General features: G+C 60.6%; 15 protein-coding genes. 5 read left to right on the forward strand and 10 right to left on the reverse strand.

Annotated elements, in window-relative coordinates; all coding sequences use genetic code 11:
* The 6 genes from ABS767_RS05740 to traA form a co-directional block, all read right to left on the reverse strand.
* Nucleotides 1–1,782: a response regulator receiver domain gene (locus ABS767_RS05740; protein WP_408077396.1), complete on the reverse strand. Its 1,782-nt coding sequence runs from the start codon at nucleotides 1,780–1,782 to the stop codon at nucleotides 1–3.
* Nucleotides 1,775–4,705, reverse strand: coding sequence for an ATP-binding protein (locus ABS767_RS05745; RefSeq protein WP_408077397.1), 2,931 nt, complete (start codon nucleotides 4,703–4,705; stop codon nucleotides 1,775–1,777). The genes ABS767_RS05740 and ABS767_RS05745 overlap by 8 nt, the downstream gene beginning before the upstream one ends.
* Complete coding sequence (locus tag ABS767_RS05750; protein ID WP_408077398.1) at nucleotides 4,702–5,859, reverse strand: DNA cytosine methyltransferase; 1,158 nt, start codon at nucleotides 5,857–5,859, stop codon at nucleotides 4,702–4,704. The genes ABS767_RS05745 and ABS767_RS05750 overlap by 4 nt, the downstream gene beginning before the upstream one ends.
* 151 nt (nucleotides 5,860–6,010) lie before the next feature.
* Nucleotides 6,011–6,874: a hypothetical protein gene (locus ABS767_RS05755; protein WP_408077399.1), complete on the reverse strand. Its 864-nt coding sequence runs from the start codon at nucleotides 6,872–6,874 to the stop codon at nucleotides 6,011–6,013.
* 300 nt (nucleotides 6,875–7,174) lie between these two features.
* Complete coding sequence (locus ABS767_RS05760; protein WP_408077400.1) at nucleotides 7,175–7,795, reverse strand: DUF6118 family protein; 621 nt, start codon at nucleotides 7,793–7,795, stop codon at nucleotides 7,175–7,177.
* A gap of 10 nt (nucleotides 7,796–7,805) precedes the next feature.
* Entirely contained in the window at nucleotides 7,806–10,712 is a 2,907-nt protein-coding gene (gene traA / locus ABS767_RS05765) for a Ti-type conjugative transfer relaxase TraA (protein WP_408077401.1), read from the reverse strand.
* Nucleotides 10,713–10,884: 172 nt separating this feature from the next.
* On the opposite strand from traA, the gene ABS767_RS05770 reads away from it, so the two are divergent.
* The 3 genes from ABS767_RS05770 to ABS767_RS05780 are packed head-to-tail and all read left to right on the forward strand — an operon-like array spanning nucleotide 10,885 to nucleotide 11,721.
* Entirely contained in the window at nucleotides 10,885–11,205 is a 321-nt protein-coding gene (locus ABS767_RS05770; RefSeq protein ID WP_408077402.1) for a conjugal transfer protein TraD, read from the forward strand.
* 19 nt (nucleotides 11,206–11,224) lie between these two features.
* Complete coding sequence (locus ABS767_RS05775; protein WP_408077403.1) at nucleotides 11,225–11,443, forward strand: conjugal transfer protein TraD; 219 nt, start codon at nucleotides 11,225–11,227, stop codon at nucleotides 11,441–11,443.
* A gap of 59 nt (nucleotides 11,444–11,502) precedes the next feature.
* Nucleotides 11,503–11,721, forward strand: coding sequence for an SH3 domain-containing protein (locus ABS767_RS05780; protein WP_408077404.1), 219 nt, complete (start codon nucleotides 11,503–11,505; stop codon nucleotides 11,719–11,721).
* A gap of 1 nt (nucleotide 11,722) precedes the next feature.
* Here ABS767_RS05780 and ABS767_RS05785 read toward each other — a convergent pair whose 3' ends face one another.
* From ABS767_RS05785 to ABS767_RS05795, 3 genes are all read right to left on the reverse strand, one after another.
* Entirely contained in the window at nucleotides 11,723–12,646 is a 924-nt protein-coding gene (locus tag ABS767_RS05785) for a nucleotidyltransferase domain-containing protein (protein WP_408077405.1), read from the reverse strand.
* Nucleotides 12,647–12,717: 71 nt separating this feature from the next.
* Nucleotides 12,718–12,957, reverse strand: coding sequence for a sigma factor-like helix-turn-helix DNA-binding protein (locus ABS767_RS05790; RefSeq protein WP_408077406.1), 240 nt, complete (start codon nucleotides 12,955–12,957; stop codon nucleotides 12,718–12,720).
* Between the two features lie 53 nt (nucleotides 12,958–13,010).
* Nucleotides 13,011–14,747 carry a ParB/RepB/Spo0J family partition protein gene (locus tag ABS767_RS05795; RefSeq protein ID WP_408077407.1) on the reverse strand — a complete coding sequence of 579 codons (1,737 nt, stop codon included), beginning with the start codon at nucleotides 14,745–14,747 and terminating at the stop codon, nucleotides 13,011–13,013.
* Between the two features lie 729 nt (nucleotides 14,748–15,476).
* On the opposite strand from ABS767_RS05795, the gene ABS767_RS05800 reads away from it, so the two are divergent.
* The gene (locus ABS767_RS05800) at nucleotides 15,477–15,695 is read left to right on the forward strand and encodes a helix-turn-helix transcriptional regulator (RefSeq protein ID WP_408077408.1); all 219 of its coding nucleotides are present in this window, start codon (nucleotides 15,477–15,479) and stop codon (nucleotides 15,693–15,695) included.
* Nucleotides 15,696–15,728: 33 nt separating this feature from the next.
* On the opposite strand, the gene ABS767_RS05805 is transcribed toward ABS767_RS05800, so the two are convergent.
* On the reverse strand, nucleotides 15,729–16,226 hold the full coding sequence (locus ABS767_RS05805) for a helix-turn-helix domain-containing protein (RefSeq protein ID WP_408077409.1): 498 nt from the start codon (nucleotides 16,224–16,226) through the stop codon (nucleotides 15,729–15,731).
* 215 nt (nucleotides 16,227–16,441) lie between these two features.
* On the opposite strand from ABS767_RS05805, the gene ABS767_RS05810 reads away from it, so the two are divergent.
* Nucleotides 16,442–16,834 (forward strand): P-loop NTPase family protein, encoded by a 393-nt coding sequence (locus tag ABS767_RS05810; RefSeq protein ID WP_408077410.1) that lies wholly within the window; start codon nucleotides 16,442–16,444, stop codon nucleotides 16,832–16,834.

Raw genomic sequence — 16,834 nt, forward strand, 5'->3', positions numbered from 1 at the left:
TCAGTTTGGCGGTAGGCTCACAAAATCCAAGCCCACACGCGACAAATGTTGGCCGGCAGATTGGAGGGCGCGAATGGCGTTGACGCCGCGCAATTGGCCCACAACCTCAAATTCTTGTTCGACTAACCCACGACTGCCATCTTCAAGCGGCATCAGCCTCGAAGCTGTAAATACCGTTCTATCGCCATCCAGCCTGACACGGCCTTCGTTGTGAGCGAAGAAGATCTCGTAGCTCGGCTGGGAAACTGCATTCACCAACTTCAGCGCGGTAGGAGTGCCGTCTAGCTCGAAGAAAACATGATTTCCCTTAGTAGCCTCGGTTAGAGCGCTGGGCAGTTCTCCCCCGCTGTGGAGTTTGATCGCAACTAGGGCGGTCATCGGATGGATCGCATGCGACCAAGCCTGATCCACGCCAGGCTGACGAGCCACAAGGTCGCACGCCGGTGACGTCGCAGCCCAGATCTCGTCGCCATGGCGGAAAACTGTTCCGGTGCTCAAATGAGCGCGACGAAATCGCTCGGTGGACAAAAAGCTGTTCAGCCGGAAGGCTACAGCCTTCGGGTCTACCTTGCCGGCCCTCGTTAGCTCCCCGGCCTTTTTGATGAGAGCGACCCGCTTTGAATCCGGCCAAGTATCAGGCTTCATCCCGGCGTCTCGCAACTCGCCTCGCATAGCGTTGCCAGCGAGTTCCAGCAGGGCCTGATCTGATGAGAGGCGATGCCGGATTCCATCGACAAGCTTGTCCACCAAGCTGGCTAGAGGGGGCCTAAGGTCATCGCCGTCATCCGGGTCGATTGCGCCAACATTCTGCAGCAAATAGTACCACAGTGCCGCCTGTGTCTCGCCGAGCGCGAGGTGCTCATCTTCCGTAGTAAGGGCTTCCAACTCCAGAATATTTTGGATCTCTGACATGATGACCTGAATGAGATTCGGTCTCCATGCCAGCAATGCGGTCCCAAGGTGCGCCATTATCCCGTAGGGGTCAGATGCGTCCTCATCGCTTGCGTCTGCTTTTTGTACGATTGCCACAAATGAATTGTGGGACTGAATCCAACGGACACCGTCGGCCGCTTTTCCAACTGCTCGCCGACGCGGTTCGCCCGCCCAACGACCAGCTCGAGAGGCGAGATCTCGATGTATCAGTGCTTCTAGGATTTTTGGCGTCGCAGCCTTCGGCACTCCGAGATCTTCCAGCTCCTTCTGCGCGGCAGCAAAAACCTTGCTGGGAATGTCGCGGATATCGCGGCGCTCAGCATACGATTTAATCGCTTCGATTGAAGGGTCAGGGAGCTGATCGGTGTCGCTCAGCTTCTCCCAATGCTCTTGCGCTTCTCCTTCGAGTGCACCGGGCAGACCGTTCCAATCTCCCGACAGACTGGCAACGATTGCCAGCCAAACATCATCAAGTTCTGGATCGGCAGTGTAAACTACAACAGTATTGAAATGCTTGGACCCGGCAAGCTCCCTCAATACCCGAATTGACTGCTCGTTGTCATTCTCGGTGGGCCCAAGATTGTAGTCCAATATGATCAAATCGCTCTTGCGAAAACGATCAGCATGAACATCGCCGACGTCGTTTTCTACGTCACAGATCATCTGTCGGCGACGAAAGCCCTCATACAGGACCAGAGCCCGATCACTCTGGCGGAATTTCTTTGAGTTATCAACGCCACGAATCACGTCCGACAAGCTCGGAAATTCATCGTCGATCATTAAAACGGTGCGAAGCGGTTTCGTCTCGAACGTTTCCTTGACCGCTGCGGCGTAACCGCCATCAACCATCAGAAGATACCCCCTTGAAATCGACGATGAAATTAGCTCCGTCCAAGATCTTTGGATCGTCAGCCATCGCATATCGAATTTTATGCCCTGCGACCCCCAGATTCACCCGACTCAAATACAGCCCAACGCCTCTGCCCGATCGACGCCTGGAGAAAAATAACTCGAACAGCCTAGATACATCCTCCGGATCGACGCCAGGGCCGCTGTCAGCAATGATGGCAAGTCCGTCTTGGAAGTCGAGTTCAATTTTGCGTTCTGTCGCCAGCGAAGTCCAGTAAACGGCGTTGTTGATCAAGTTGATAAATACAGGGAAAATCCTGGACGGAATGTCTCTGAATGAGATTTTCCGGAAATTTTCTGTTACGATAAACTCGATACGCTGACTCGTGAAAACAGACGAAAAAAACTCCGTGATATAATCCGCAACTTGGGCACCGGTTATTACCTCGCGAGCTCGGTAGCCTCCGATTTTCAACGGAGACAGAAATCTAAGGCGGTCGGCAAGTGCTAGATGGGCGCGAAGGGCGCCCTCATAGGCTTCCGTAGATTTCGCCGATGCAGGAAGCTTCTGGAGATTGCGCCGCACCTCCGCTTCTAACGTCTCAAATTCGTGTCCAATGATCTCAACCGTGATGCCAATCTGAGCCACGGCACGGATATCTCGTAGTTGTTCTTCCAACTCCGATCGGTCGTCTTCAGTTATCGCATAAGCGCCTTCAAGATCGATCCCCTCGATAAGTTGATCAAGGGTACTTAGAAAAGAACGATACTTTCCGGACAGATTCTCGGAAATCTCAGTCTCATTCGCGTCGACTAAATTGAGGAAGTTCAGGAGGTTCGCGGTGGTAACATTTGCTTCGAGCACATGCGCGGCGCGCCTACCTAGTTCCCCTTGATCGGATTCCTGATGATCTTTCCAGACCGTGCGCAATTTGGCGAAACGCTCGTCGATTCCAGCGCTGAAGGCGGTAAGCTGCTTGTTGATTGCCGCGCTTTGCTCCGCGAGGCGTCGAGCAAGTACTTCGCTTGGGGCTTCTTCCCCCAGGGTGCTCTCAACTTCCGCAGTAAGTTTGGCCAATTCCTGAAGCTTATCCAATAGATCTTGATACCGATCCCGATAGCTTCGCCACTGGTCTTCTAGATCTGCCAACCTGGCTGGCGGCGTGGGGGGGCGGAGGGTCTCCGTTATGGATCTAATGTCCCGCGCGCGCGCAGCGAGGACTGTGGCCTGCAGGCGATCACGCTTCTCAAGCGTATCACCAGCAAGGGCAACCAAGGATGACGCCTTTCGAAGCGCTTCATCCAGAGGACTCGTTTGCTCTTTCAAGAATTGGCGCAGTCCTTTGCGCCGGCGGGTCTTCGCTTGATCCGCAGCCTCCTTTTGAAGCGCTTTGCGCTCCATGATACCGGGAAGCACCTCATTTCTAATCGCGGAATCTGACCCGAAATATTTTCGCGCCGCGTCCTTGAGAAACTCAATGACGAGAATTCGCATCTCGCGAAAAGCGCGATTGTCGACAAGGCCTTCCCGTCCAGCCTTGTCGCGCAAAGCTGGGTTGCCTACTCTTGTGACAGCAATACGGCCGAAGCTTCTGCGATGGGCCCAGAACTCGCGCCCTGCATTCTTGCTTCGGCGCTCCTCCATGCCGAGAAAATCTGCATCGGGCCGCCCATAGGGCATCACGCGCAGGCCGTCGCGATACAGTGCGACACCGCCGAATTTTTCGGTCTGCGCGTCGATGTAAGCATGTTGCGTTTCGCCATGTGTCGACCGCCGTTCGTCGACCTCGTATGTGCCGATCGCGAACCTAAATCCGCCCAATCGATCTCTGCCGCGTTGGGGAGGGGGCCGTTTCGGCACGTAGGTCTTCACTCCGAGATCTTGCCCAAACGCTACAACCCGCCCCGTAAAAGTCCCTCGGTCGTCAAACGCACCTTCGACGTAGTGTTCGAGATCGTGTAGGCCGTCCAATCCGAAGACGTCGTCCGCACCAACAATCTTGTCATCACTGTCTCCTCGGTGGACGAACACCTCATACGCAAACTCGGGTCGATCCGAAGAATAGGGGTCAATGAAGCCTGTCAGCGTTTGGCGTAGCCGATCCTTGACCTCAGTCACCTCCTCGCCCGACTCGTCAGGTCGAACCCAGACACCAAGTTCGTGATTCAACTCGAGCATGAACATCGCCGTTCCATGCTTCGCTTGATCCAGGAAAACCGGCCACTCTTGCAGGTGCCGTTCGCTGAGCGGCATTTCGACCCACGAAGCTTTAATCATGTCGGCTGTCGTGGCCGATGCGCCCTGACGGCGCTCATAATCCGAAAAGCGTTCCCATCCTTCCGTGAGGCGACGCTGCCTTTCTTCGTCTTCAACATCATTGCTCGCACCAAGATTGGCACGGAGCGTTTCCAGAAGGCTCGGGAGACCTTTGAGCATCGCCTGCGGAGTCTCAAACTCCTGGACGGGCAAACGAATGTCGTCGAGGCCAATGAATGGATTCTCGAACAGCCTCCAATCCACGGCGACCGCGACGAAGTTGCACCCGCGCTTGCGAGAAACAAGAACGGTACACGGCGCGAGAAAGGCGACCGACAGGCGCCCGATGCCTTTTTCACCCTGGCGTTGGCGGCGGGGCAGACCGAGCGTGTCGGGGGGAGTCGCGTCAAACTCTTCGATCTTGCTCTCAGTGCCGATTACAAGCCAACGACGAACCAAATCGTCGTATGACATTCCAACGCCATCATCGACGATCGCGGCCACTTCCGGCGTGCCGTCGAACACGTGCAGCGCTACGTTTCGGGCGTATGCGTCGTAGGCGTTCTTCCAAAGCTCACTAACCGCCGTCGGCGCGTCGGCGATTTGGCCTCGACCAAGATGGTCGATGGTCCGGGCACGAGTCTGAAACGCAACTCCGGCGATCATGCGGCTTCGTCGGCTATTTCGCGAAGACGCTGGGCCGCTCGATGGTTCAAGACCGCATCTCTAAGCGGTGCAATGACCTCTTTCGCGAGATTGACCGGGACTGCGTTTCCGACTTGGACACCCCCCGCCATAATTCCACCTTCGAAGTTAAACCAGTCAGGGAACGATTGCAGACGAGCAGCCTGCCGCAAAGTGATCCCGTGATGCTCGGTAGGATGAACGAACCTTCCTTTTGAAGGATTAACGCAGGCAGTCGTCATAGTTGGTGCAGGGTGTGCGGGGTTGATCCGACCGTAAACGTCGTGATGGCCTATGTGGGCCTTGTGACACGGCAATACGCGTCCAGAATCTCGACGAGAGCCACCGTTCGGTGGAGTTTTCTCAAAGGTTTTAATCAACTCCGCTCCGTGGCGCATGTGAATATTATTCAGATCACCCTCAAGCGGCGGTGCAAACGCTACGGAGGCGGTAAGCCATTCCGGCAAACCCTCGGTGTTGCCTGGTTCACCATGCGTGGCCGTCGGCGGCCACGAGGGCGCGTTGCTCAACCGACGACGATCATAACCAAGGAGAAATACACGACGACGGTTCTGAGGTACGCCGAAGTCCTTTGCGTTAAGGATGACGGGCTTCAGAACACTATATTCAGCCGAATCCGCGAGCGAATAAAATGCGTCCACGAAGGAGGCGTGTCGCGGCCACAACAAGCCTGGCACATTCTCGACGAGGAAAAATAGTGGCCGCAACGCCCGGACATACTCAAAATATCGCAGCAGTAATGCGTTTCTAGGATCGTTAATGCCAGCACCGTTTATACGGTGAGCTGAGAAACCCTGGCACGGCGGGCCCCCGAGCAAAATATCGCAGCCCCGATCCTTCAAAGACGACTCGGCAAGGAGATCAAAGGGCGAAAACTTCGCGATATCTTTCTCGAAAAGGCTCGCCTTCAAAAGACCGGTGTCGATCAGATTAGCACGATAGGAAGCCGCAGCGTGCCTGTTAAACTCGACCGCAGCGGCAACCTGAACTTGAGCAAAATGTGCGCCTAACGAAAATCCGCCCGCGCCCGCGAATAAATCACACGCCGTAACTGCATCTTCGGGAAGATCTACAGCTGGCGCTGCTACTTTGTCTTGTTGATCTAGATGCGACACGTGTCCCCTTTCGCGCAACCGCACCAAAAACTTTTGTTTCTCTAACGCGGCTTCCGAGATTGCGCGAGACCCAAAGCGCATGCTGTCAAGAGAAAATTTGCCGCCGGTGGGGAATATCGCGACACAAGCTCTGATCCGGGCGCCGAGCCGATCAGCGGCTTGAATGCGCCGCCGCCTCCGCCTGGGCGAATTTCAGGGCATTCGCGAGCTCGTTGTGCAGCCATGCGGCCTTGGTATCGTTGGTCATGAACCCGTCATAGTAAGTCGCGCAGCTTGCAAGGCCGAGGTCCACGTAGTCGTTGCGCAATCGCTCGGTCTTGGAAATCGACTGACTCCCATTTCTGATCCACCAGATGCAATGCAACATCGCTCCGAGCGCGAACCGATAGTAGAACGTCTCCACAGCGTGACGGGGCGGAAGCAGCGGCACGCGTGGGTCGATCTCAACCAAATGCTCGTAGATTCCGAACGCAGTGCCAAAGACCTTTTCGGTCATGGCCGGAGTGTACTTTTCCTTTCGTCGGCAGCGTCCAAGCTCATCGGCGGTGAACATGCTCGCCAGCTCGGGGAGAGAAGGAAGAATGTCCTCTTCCGCACCCTGTAGCATGTCATCCATCGTCGCCGTGGCCGCGTCCCATTGCTCGCGAAGCTGAGCCAGCACGGCCGCCGCGCCAGCCGTGGCTTGATCGACAGCGGTCTCCATAGCTCGGAGATCCGTCGGTACATTCTCCAACTCAAACGCCTTCGGAAAACGCGTCGTGCGCGGATCAAAGCCCGCGATCTGCTTTCCCGACCGGAGGACGGCAATTTGATCCGGGAAATATCGAACGACGGAAAGGAATGATTGTACCGCGACGAGAGACTGCTGCTTGTAGCACTCAGCCCATACATAGTCTGGAAGAACGGCCACATTGGCGCCGTCCGACAGGTACTCGAAAAGCTCGGCGGACTGCATCATGTTGCTGTCAATTACGACCTGCATGACACCGTCCTCATAGAAGTGCTCTTCACTCATTCTAGTCCGACTGTTCGACGAAATCCCGCAAAACTTCGCGTTGCATGTGACGTAAACGCTATGAATCTTCCGGCACTGCTCTTGCTCGACCGAACTGCCAGCTGATGCCATCTGCGCGCATGACCCCAGAGGTCAGCCAAACCGTCCGTGGCCTCTATGTGCTCTTCCCTCTAAGCGGCTCGCCACTGGGCGCGGCGATCAGCCCGATACGTTTGCATCGAAGGAGCTTCATTATCGAACGGCTCCTTTCGGGGTCTGCAACAGCCAGACCGAATGGCAGCAATGAGGGGGGCAAAGCCGCTACTCTCCTTTGACTGGCAGTTGGCGCCGTTCGCGGGTGGCAATCTGTTCCCAGCGCTCTGGATCGGCCTTTGCCATCATCTGCTGGCCGGCCCGCCACATGTTGACACCCAGCATCCGCGAAGCGATCCGCTCGGGTACCGCCCAACTGACCGGCAGCGATCGCGCAACAGCACCGGGCAGGATCGCAAACGCCACCATACCAGCGACGGCAAAGGCGACGCGGTTGTGCAGCAACTCGCGGTTCTGCTCCGCAGCCGATCGCGCGCCTGCAAGTGCCGCGCTGAGAGTACCGGCGGCTCCGTTCATGTTCGCGGCGGCACAATGCAACATTTCCCGATCGCGTTCCCGACCTGCGGTCGACGCGGTCGCAATCTCCCGGGCCATGGCTTCAGGTGTCAGCTTCAGCGCCGGCTTTTCCGATACCCGCTGCACCGAGACGGAGACATCCTCCAGCCGCTTGGCAATCGCCTCAAGGCTGGGCGCATAATCGGGTTGCGATGTGCGCTCGTCTGTCAGCCGCTCGACGGCGCGACGCAACAGGCTGATCTCTGCACGCAGCTCGCCAAACGCATGGGCGGCGAGACTGGTATCGACTTCGCGGGTGCTTTCCTGATCCATTCGCAAAGGTCTATCGCCCAAGCCCGCGACCACGCGAGAGGCCGAGCCATTCCTGCACGTTGTGGGATATCGAAGCGCCTTCCCTAGCCCTCATCCCGAGTTCCGGCAGGCGCTTTTTGACCAGCGACTCGACCTGGGCATCGCGTTCAAGGCTCTTGCCCCAGGCACTCATCTGCTGGCCGATGGCACGGGCGCCCGATTCATCACCGGCATGGCGGAACGCACGATGCGCTTTCGCGAGCTTCTGCCAGTCCTCCACGAACCGGTCCGCGCGCTTCTCAGGATTGGCGTGCAACTCCGCTTCCAGCGCCATCGCGCGAAGCGCAGCGTTGGTGCGGCCCTGCGCGGCTTCACTGATCATGCCGGGATCGCGCGCAAAGGCTGCGCGGAGATCGCGCGACGCTTCCGGCCGCGCGACGTCCAGCGCCTCGCGGGCCTTGCCGTAGGCGATCCGCTGGTGGGGCAATTCGGCATAGCCATCGTTGCGCATCCGCAGGACGTCGGCCGCCGCCCGGGCGAAGCGCTGCACCGCGGTTTCCAGACCGATCGGCTGAGGCGCACGTGCTGGCCGGGGTACAGCAATCCGCACGCCATCGAACATGCCGCGTGTCGGCGGCGACGACATGGGCCGCAGGTCCAAGCCCGCGAACGGATCGCGCACCGGCGCGGGCTTCGCTTTCTCAATTGCAGGCTCGGGCAACCGGATGTGCCGACGATCTGCGAAGTCGCGCACGTAATCCGAGGCCATGTCCTTGGCACGGTCGCGTGAGAGTGCACGGACCAGCTTCGAGGGGTCGGCGAAATCGTCGCGACCATAATGCAGATCCACGGCGTCGCGATGTCGCGACAGCGCGACATAGGCGGCATGCCGGTCGAGGCCTGGCGTTGCGAGCACATGCGCGCGATCGACCGTCACGCCCTGCGCCTTGTGGATCGTCGCGGCATAGCCATGATCGACATGGGCATAGTCCTTGAGGTCGAACGCGACCATGCGACCATCATCGAGCATGACCGCCATGCGTGCAGCAGTTACGCTCTGGACGACGCCGAGCGAGCCGTTCTTCACGCCCATGCTGCGCTCGTTCTTGAGGAACATGATCCGGTCGCCCGAGGCGAAGGCGCGCTGCCCGCGCTCGACGCGCAGCGCGACATCCTCGCCAAGCTGCCCTGTAATGCGCAGCCGGTCGCGCGCGGCCTGATTGAGCGTCTGCACTTCGTCATTGGTGTGGGTGAGGATGATGCGTGTCGCAGCCGGCACTGCCTGACGATCACGATCCCAGCGATCGATCAGATCGGCACGCGCCTGCTCGCGGGTGTCGGCGGCATGGACACGGTCATGTTCGGTATAGGCTTGGAGCGCCTCGCCAGTTCGGCCGGTGGCAAGCTGCCGGGTGGCGTCACGCTGCCAGTCCTCGCGATGGCGGCGAATGTCGGTGATCTCGACGCTGCCATGGCGCTCGGCGATCGAGCGGAACGCCGCGCCAGCTTCGATCGCCTGGAGCTGTTCAGTATCGCCGACCAGCACCACCTTGGCGCCGCGCTTCTCGGCTTCGGCGATCACGCGCTCCATCTGCCGCGAGCCGATCATGCCGGCCTCATCAATCAGCAGCACATGATCACGGCTCAGCAACTCACGATCCTGCGACCATTGACGCTCGATGCTGGCGATCGTGCGGGACGCAATGCCCGAACCGCTTTCCAGATTTTCCGCAGCGATGCCGGATAGCGCCAGGCCCTGCACCTGATAGCCAGCGCGCTCCCAGGCTTCGCGCGCAACGCCGAGCATCGCGGATTTGCCGGTGCCGGCATAGCCGACCACGACGCTGATCCCCTTGGCGTCGGTGACGTGCTCGAACGCCGAACGCTGCTCGCTCGACAGCACAAGACCGCGCTTCGCGGCAGCGTCGAGCGCGGAGTCGCGATGCGGTTCGGCGACAAAGTGGCGCCGGCTAGCCTCGAGCCGAACGGTCGCGCGCTCCAGCCGTTGTTCGGTCTCGATCATCTCGCGACTGGTGAAGCGGTCCTCACCGCGTCCATCCTTGCCAAGCGCTACCAGGTCCGGCGAGCCGCGCACGGCGGCCATCACATGGTCGAACTGCTCCTTCCCCTCGCTCTGGCGGTGCACGAACATGGCAAGGTCGCGGGTGGTGAAGGTCGCCTGGTTATGCGTGATCGCATCGAGCGCGACACGCGGGTCCGCGATGATCTTCGCGCCGTTTGAACGCGCGATCTCGCGATGCTCGTCGACGCGTTCGAGATCGAGCCCCTGCGCCGCCATGCGTGACGCTGCCGGACCGATCTTGTTCTGCGGCTCCAGGTCGACGCCCTGCGCTTTCAGCGATCGGTGATCGACACGCGCACCGATATCGAGTTCGGCCATCCGCGTGTTGACATGCTCGGCCCAGCGCTCGCGCCATTTCTCCAGAAGGTCGGTCCGATTCCAGTCGCGGTTCTTCTTACCGAAGCCGTCCTCATCGACGTCGCGCAGCGCGAGCATGACATGGGCGTGCGGTTTGGCTTCGCCATCGGCACCGACATCCCAATGGACATTGAGATCGGCGACCATGCCGGAGTCGACAAACTCGCGTCGAACGAAGTCGCGCGCGAGCGCAATCCCCATTTCTGGGGATAGCTCGCGCGGAATTGCGAATTCGATCTCCCGGGCAAGCTGCGCGTCCTTGCGCAGCTCGACCGCCTCAATCTCATTCCACAGGGTTTCGCGGTCACCGAGGCGCTCGGGCGCACCCTCGGGCAGCATCACTTTGGAATGAACGACGCCCGCCTTGTTCGAGAAATCGTGGTGGCGATCGAGGCGCTGGTCATAGAGCCGAGAGGCGGAGCGATAGGCAGCGGCCGCCAGCGCCGACGAACCGTTGGCGCGGGAGATAATCTTTGCGGAGAAATGGTAGATCGCCATAGCGACCATACCAACTACACCTAACAAGCGACGTCGGCACGACGTATAAGCGCGCCCTCGAAAGAATTCATCTTTCTCGGGATTGCGTAATCCCATGAGATTTCAGGGCGTTGTCGCTGATCGAAGACAGCGATAACTGGTCCATCTTCATCACGCAAATGAGGATCGACCGATGCGCAAACCCCGTGACTATGACGCCGAGCTGAAGGCGCTGAACGACAAGGCCAGGCAACTGCGCGAGCAGAAGCTACGCCAGCTCGGCGAGCTGGTCGTCTCAATCGGAGCCGACACATTCCCGGTCGAGCAGCTGGCTGGCGCGCTGCTGAGCGCGATCGATACCAAGGATGCGGCGATCAAGGAAGACTGGCGCAAGCGCGGCGCGGCCTTCTTTCAGGCAGCGCCGCGCGGTGCTCGGGGCGCTGACAAGAACGATCATCGACCTGCGCAAAGCGCAAGCGGCGAAGCACCGCCGGCAAGCGAAGATCGCGCGTGATGACAAGCGGGTCTGGGTCTTGAAGCGCCGCGAACGCACGCGCCAGTTGATCGAGCTGGGTGGCTTGGTGGTGAAAGCCGGACTGATCGAGCTGACCGAGGATGACCGGGCGATAATCTTCGGATTGTTGGTGAGCGCTGCAGCTACATTACAAGGCGAGGGCCGCGATCAGGCACTGATCCTATGGCGCCGACGCGGCAGACGCGCATTCGAAAACAGCGCAAGTTCAACGGACTGATCGGCACTCTTGGGCGAATTCGTCGTTGAGCATCCTAACATATGTTGGGGAGCGGCCCGATGAAGGACAACAAGAGGATCGTCGCGATCGCCTTGCTGACCGAATTCGATCTCGAGCGATTGGGGGAAGGCTTTAGCCGAGCGTGGCCAGCCGATAGCTCGCCGTGCTTCGGGGAATTGCTCACGCAGATCGACGCGGCTGATCGCGAGATGTGGCAGGCCCGTGACCGTGAGCAGTTGATCGTGACGCAACGAACCGAGCCGCAACGGCGCGGCTAATTCATGCTGCGACGCTGCGTTCCAGCGACGCAATGCGCTCTTCGCATATCACCTGCACGGCTTGGCCAAGCGCTTCAACGCGCTCGCCAAGCCACGCCAGTTCCTCCTCGCTGATCCGATAGTGCTTCGAGTAGCGCGCCTTCACATAAGCTTCCTTGAGCTTCTCGAAGCGCGAACGATCGGACCGATTGTCGCGCGGCCACGCATCGACCAGGCGCGGGTCGATGCGCTCGGCCTGCGTGCGAAGGAAGCCGAGGTTGTGCACGTGCGGCGTGTAGAAGGTGCAGACCAGCAACACGCAGTGATAGAGGCGCTCGGTTGCTTGATGGAGCAGGAATGCCGCGAGCTTTAGGTCGCCATCCCGCCCGGCGTAGCCGGCGTTCCGTCTGAACCCGGCTGCGGTCGGAAACCAATCGCCGAAATACTCCCTCGCCATCGCCAGCGCTTGCTCAGGCGTCTTCGGCTTGGGCTCGTGAAACTCGGTATCCTCGCTCTGGTAGAGCGCGATCCCGTCCCGCGCGACGTCCATGAAGAAATAGCGCCCATGCGCCAAGCCGTCGTTCACTTCATGCATGGTGTGCACGATGAAGTTGACCGGCGTGCGCAGCGTCTTGGTGATCGCCAGTTCGCGGTTCAGCCGATCTTCGGCCTTCACCCAATATTCGACCCGGTCGGTGAGCTTCTCGTTGTTGACGATCACCAGCAGATCGAAGTCGGACTGATAGCCCTTGGCGGTGTGCGGTTCATCGACCCAGCCGCCGCGCGCATAGCTGCCGTAGAGAATGACCTTGAGGATGCGCGCGTTCTTCTTCCACTCCGAGTTCGCGATGGCGGTCGCGTCGCCAAACTCCTCGAAGAGAATCTGGACGACGCGTTCCAACTCGCGCTGCTTGGCCGGGGGCAGATGGTCGAGGTCGGTACGCATGGTGAAACGATCCTATCCGAGCGTGACAGAAAAGAACAACCGCGCGGGTCGCCCCGCGCGGTTGTTGTCAGTTACCAGAAGCGCCACCAGCGGCGGCGCGGTGTGCGATCCATGTCGCGCATGATCGCGAACAGCGCCTGTGCCAGCAGGTGTTCGACTTCGCGTATGGTGAGCCCGGTGCGCGCGGCGACCTGCTCGTAATCCAGGTCTTCGTATCGCACCGCACAGAACACGGCATGCTGGTCACGCGGCAGCCTGCGGATTGCTCGACGTAGCCGCTTGAGCGTGCGGGGATCGGGGGTGTCATTCATGACAAGTCTCCCTTCTGTGAGGAAGCTGGCGGCCTTGCGCCCGCCAGCATCGGTCACGCGGCTGCACGCAGCGGCTGCGGTTCGGGGGTGATGGCGAGGCTCGCCATCTTCTCGGCCCGGGCAACGGTCGGCACGCCACCGCGCACCGTGTAGGCGGCGGGCGGGAAGGCCATCCATCTCGGCACCCAGCGCTCGACCTTGGTCCGTCCGTTTTCGCCGGTCAGGCAATCGCGCATGATCCCGCGCTTCACCTTGCCCGTCGCGGCTTCGTTGGCGCTGGCGATGGCATCGCCCGCCACATCGGCCAGCACGCAGCCAATCACCTCGCGGTCACGGACCAGATCGAGAAGGGCATCGTCGGCATGCCAGACCTTACTCATGTCGGTCCCGAGCAACGGCCCCAGCACTTCGATCAGCGCGCTCCCGGCCTCCAGCGTCTCGCCCATGACGATTGCCGCCACGTCGAACAGCGCAGGATCAGGAAGCTGCAACAGCCGCACGAACAGCCCGGCAATGCCATGCTCGCCTTCATAGCCGCGCGTGACGGTCGGGGCGTCGGGATCGAAGCCGAGCAGCGCCAGCACCGCACGCCGCTTCTCGTCGAACCGTGCTTCCGAGGCGCAAGTCTCGACGCTCTCGGCAATCGCATCGCTCGATGCGCGCTGGTCCTCGATCCGGACATTCCAGAGCGAAGAACCTACAACGGCATGCGCCACCATCAGCCGCAGCGCGACCGAGGGCTGGTCGATCAGGACGGCACGCACGGCGGCGTGCCGGTGCAGATCGACATAGTTCTGGATCGGCGCGCTCACCTCGGGCCGTACCGGCTTCTCGTCCTGGCTGGCCTCGCCCCGCTCGCGCCGCCGCGCTTCCTTGGTCGAGACATAGCCCTCATGGACGGTCACCTCGCCGCGCGCGCTGACCGCGAGGAACACCTTGCCGCCCTTGCGCTTGGCGCAGCGCTCATGCTCCCAGCTGTGGAAGGTGTCGCCGGTGGGCAGGATCACCACCTCGGGCCAACCCGCCTCGCGATAGCCCTCGGCCTTGGCCTCGATGGCAGGCGTCTGCGCCGCCCAGAAGCTGGCCGTGTCGGCGAAGAAACGCTCCTCGCCGAACAGGTCGGACACCACCTCGCCGGAATAGTCGGCCAGATCGAACAGCGCCGCACCCACCGGCACCGATGCGCCACCGAACATCCATGCCTTGAGCTGATGCCCGGTCGGGCAATGCGTGTCGGGATCATCGAACAGGCCCAGCCAGTCACGTTGCCGTGCCTTAGAGGCGAGGGTCAGGTGCCGCACCGTCGCCGCGTCTATATCGCCCTTGCGGTACAGCCCCCGGATACGCGGCAGCAGATTGCCCAGCGCCAGCGTCCGCTTCACCTGCAACTCGGTAAGCCCGAAGGTGAGCGCGATATCCTCGGGCGAACGCCCCTCGCGGACCAGCCGCGTGAAGCTCTCCCACAAGGTCACCTCATCGGGGTCCAGCCGCGCGACATTCTCGATCAGCGAGGCTTCCAGCGCCGCGGCATCGTCCCCCGGCGCCATGATCGCACAGGGCAGGGGCTCGGCCTCGCCGCTCTCCTCCGCGACCGCCAGCGCCGCATGATAGCGCCGCTTGCCCGCCACGATCTCGAACCGGTCTTCGTCCGCAGGCCGCACGATCAGCGGCACCAGCACGCCCCGTGCCCGGATCGACGGCAGGATGTGCGACAGGTCGGCCTTGCCCTTGGCCCGCATGTTCACAGCGGAGATGCAGAGCTTGGCGGTTTCGATATGCTTGAGTTCCATTGGTCCTACTCCTCTTCAAACACCGCACCGGCCCCGGAAAAGGGGGGTGGGCGGCAAGGAGCAGACCGGCAGTCCCGCTTGAGCGGCGGGCAGCACCCGCAGGGCCGAAACGAAGTGGAGGACCCGCGCAGCGGGTTGCGGCACGCCGCGACGGGACTAGAGGGAGCGACGCCCACCCCCCTTGGCCGCGGCCGGCAGGCAACGCCGGCGCAACGTGCCGTCCGCAGATCTTCCGCGCGCAGCGCCCGGCGCCTAAGGCGCCCATCAAAGCAGCACTCTCGAATCCGGTCGGCCGTCGCGGCGGCGTGCGCGCGCAACTGTGCGCCAGCGGCCGCCATGCCTCCCGGCCGGATCGAGTGTGCCACGCGGAAAACAAGAGGCGCCGCGGACCCTGGCGGCTGCGCAGCAGACCGCCAGAGAACGCCCATCAAACATCGCGTTCCGCTGATCGGCATCGCCGTTTCACGTCATGCGATCGTCACCCGAATGGGCCGAGACGCGAAGACGACTCGGCGCCGCGATTCGCGGCGTAGAGCGCGTTCACGCGGAGCGTGAGACGCCCTGACATGATCGCCGCGATTCCAACGACCTACGCTAATCTACGTTTGTGCGCGCTGACGTACTCTGGTCCCTTCCTGACACTAGAGAGGCACTTGTGCCCGACCCTCACCACGCTCAGCTTTAGCCAAGGGAGCACCACTGAGCCGCACTAGATGCAAGGTGATAGCAATGCAGACCGATACCCCCGACAGCATTCTCCGGATCAAGACCGTCCTCCAGCGCACTGGTCTCAGCCGGTCGACGATGTACCGGAAGATGCAAGCCGGCACGTTCCCGAAGAACGTCCAGATCAGCACCCGCTGCGCTGGCTGGCGTGAATCAGCGATCGACGCCTGGCTAAAGAATCCGATGTTTTACTCGGCCGATGATAGTCCGCCGCCTAGATGACGGGGGAACGCCGCTCGACCGCGAGATCCGAGGCTAGGCGGCCTTTTGGAGCCTTCGCTTTTCCAAATTGAAATAGCGCAGTTCCTCGTCGGACATCTGTGCCACGACCTCGTCCCGTGCGATGCCCACATCCAATACGAAGGCGAACGCAAGCTGCCCATCCTTCGTTAGATCCCGGAGGCCTCCGTCGCGCTCCACGAAAAAGAGCGCGCTTCCGTCCGTTGCGAGCAGGCGAAGGTCCTTCTGGGCATCGCCAGTGGAGAGGTTCGGATCCCTCACCAAGCTCGCGATACCTTTCTTCAGCCGACTGATCTCCAGACCTGCGGCCAGCAGCCTGGCAATAATACGCGCAATGATCAAATCGCGGTACGAATAGTAGCGAACCGAGCCACGCCCCGCAGAGCCGTAAGCCGGCTTCAGATAGGTATGCCGTGCGAGATAGTTGAGCATGTGGACGGACAGGCCGGTTATCCGCGCCGCTTCGGTCGGTGAGAAGGCATTTAGCATTTTCTTGGGTGCCGGCACGTTCATCCTCCAAGCGGGCAACTATTGACTTTTGAGCAAAACTCAATCAATTTTGATGCGCGGTGGCTCTGGAACACCACGGCGCCACCGCGGGTTCTTGCATTAGGGCTTGGGAAAGCATTCAAGTGCAGGCTGCGATCCGTCGCATCGGGCTCGAATGTGAGTGACAGCAAGCCGGGGCCGCGTCAGAAAGAGCGAATTCCGGCAACCAGAGGTCAGACATGCAGATCGTCAGCGCCACGCAGTTCGTCGACGGGTTGATGGCGGCGATGTACAAGAACGGCCAGAAGGCATTGAATTTGGACGATCCTGCAATCGATCGGCAGTTCGCCAAGGCTTACGATGACTTGCTGGACAATGCCGAAAAACTGGGCCTCGTACCCGACTTCGTTATCTCTGCCGATTCGACGTACGGCGACAGCACGTGTCTCCGCGACGCGATCCTCGACATCCGGGACACCCGCTCGGTCGCGCTGAGCAATCCGCGGTTTGTTCGCATGGACATGAAGTTCAAGGGGCTGAACACCCCCGATTCTGTGCTCGATGACAACGCGGTTCCACGCGATGTGCTTGTTCAGCTCGCGGAAAAGCACCTGGCCTCGATCGAAGGCTGA

The organism is Sphingomonas plantiphila (genome assembly GCF_046000505.1).
Classification (GTDB): domain Bacteria; phylum Pseudomonadota; class Alphaproteobacteria; order Sphingomonadales; family Sphingomonadaceae; genus Sphingomonas; species Sphingomonas plantiphila.

What these genes read in the sequence shown, in the direction of transcription:
- ABS767_RS05785 (WP_408077405.1), bottom strand. Translation starts at nt 12,646, where the DNA reads ATGCGTACCGACCTCGACCATCTGCCCCCGGCCAAGCAGCGCGAGTTG.
- ABS767_RS05800 (WP_408077408.1), top strand. Translation starts at nt 15,477, where the DNA reads ATGCAGACCGATACCCCCGACAGCATTCTCCGGATCAAGACCGTCCTC.
- ABS767_RS05810 (WP_408077410.1), top strand. Translation starts at nt 16,442, where the DNA reads ATGCAGATCGTCAGCGCCACGCAGTTCGTCGACGGGTTGATGGCGGCG.
- ABS767_RS05780 (WP_408077404.1), top strand. Translation starts at nt 11,503, where the DNA reads ATGAAGGACAACAAGAGGATCGTCGCGATCGCCTTGCTGACCGAATTC.
- ABS767_RS05770 (WP_408077402.1), top strand. Translation starts at nt 10,885, where the DNA reads ATGCGCAAACCCCGTGACTATGACGCCGAGCTGAAGGCGCTGAACGAC.
- ABS767_RS05740 (WP_408077396.1), bottom strand. Translation starts at nt 1,782, where the DNA reads ATGGTTGATGGCGGTTACGCCGCAGCGGTCAAGGAAACGTTCGAGACG.
- ABS767_RS05760 (WP_408077400.1), bottom strand. Translation starts at nt 7,795, where the DNA reads ATGGATCAGGAAAGCACCCGCGAAGTCGATACCAGTCTCGCCGCCCAT.
- ABS767_RS05795 (WP_408077407.1), bottom strand. Translation starts at nt 14,747, where the DNA reads ATGGAACTCAAGCATATCGAAACCGCCAAGCTCTGCATCTCCGCTGTG.
- ABS767_RS05745 (WP_408077397.1), bottom strand. Translation starts at nt 4,705, where the DNA reads ATGATCGCCGGAGTTGCGTTTCAGACTCGTGCCCGGACCATCGACCAT.
- traA (WP_408077401.1), bottom strand. Translation starts at nt 10,712, where the DNA reads ATGGCGATCTACCATTTCTCCGCAAAGATTATCTCCCGCGCCAACGGT.
- ABS767_RS05805 (WP_408077409.1), bottom strand. Translation starts at nt 16,226, where the DNA reads ATGAACGTGCCGGCACCCAAGAAAATGCTAAATGCCTTCTCACCGACC.
- ABS767_RS05755 (WP_408077399.1), bottom strand. Translation starts at nt 6,874, where the DNA reads ATGAGTGAAGAGCACTTCTATGAGGACGGTGTCATGCAGGTCGTAATT.
- ABS767_RS05790 (WP_408077406.1), bottom strand. Translation starts at nt 12,957, where the DNA reads ATGAATGACACCCCCGATCCCCGCACGCTCAAGCGGCTACGTCGAGCA.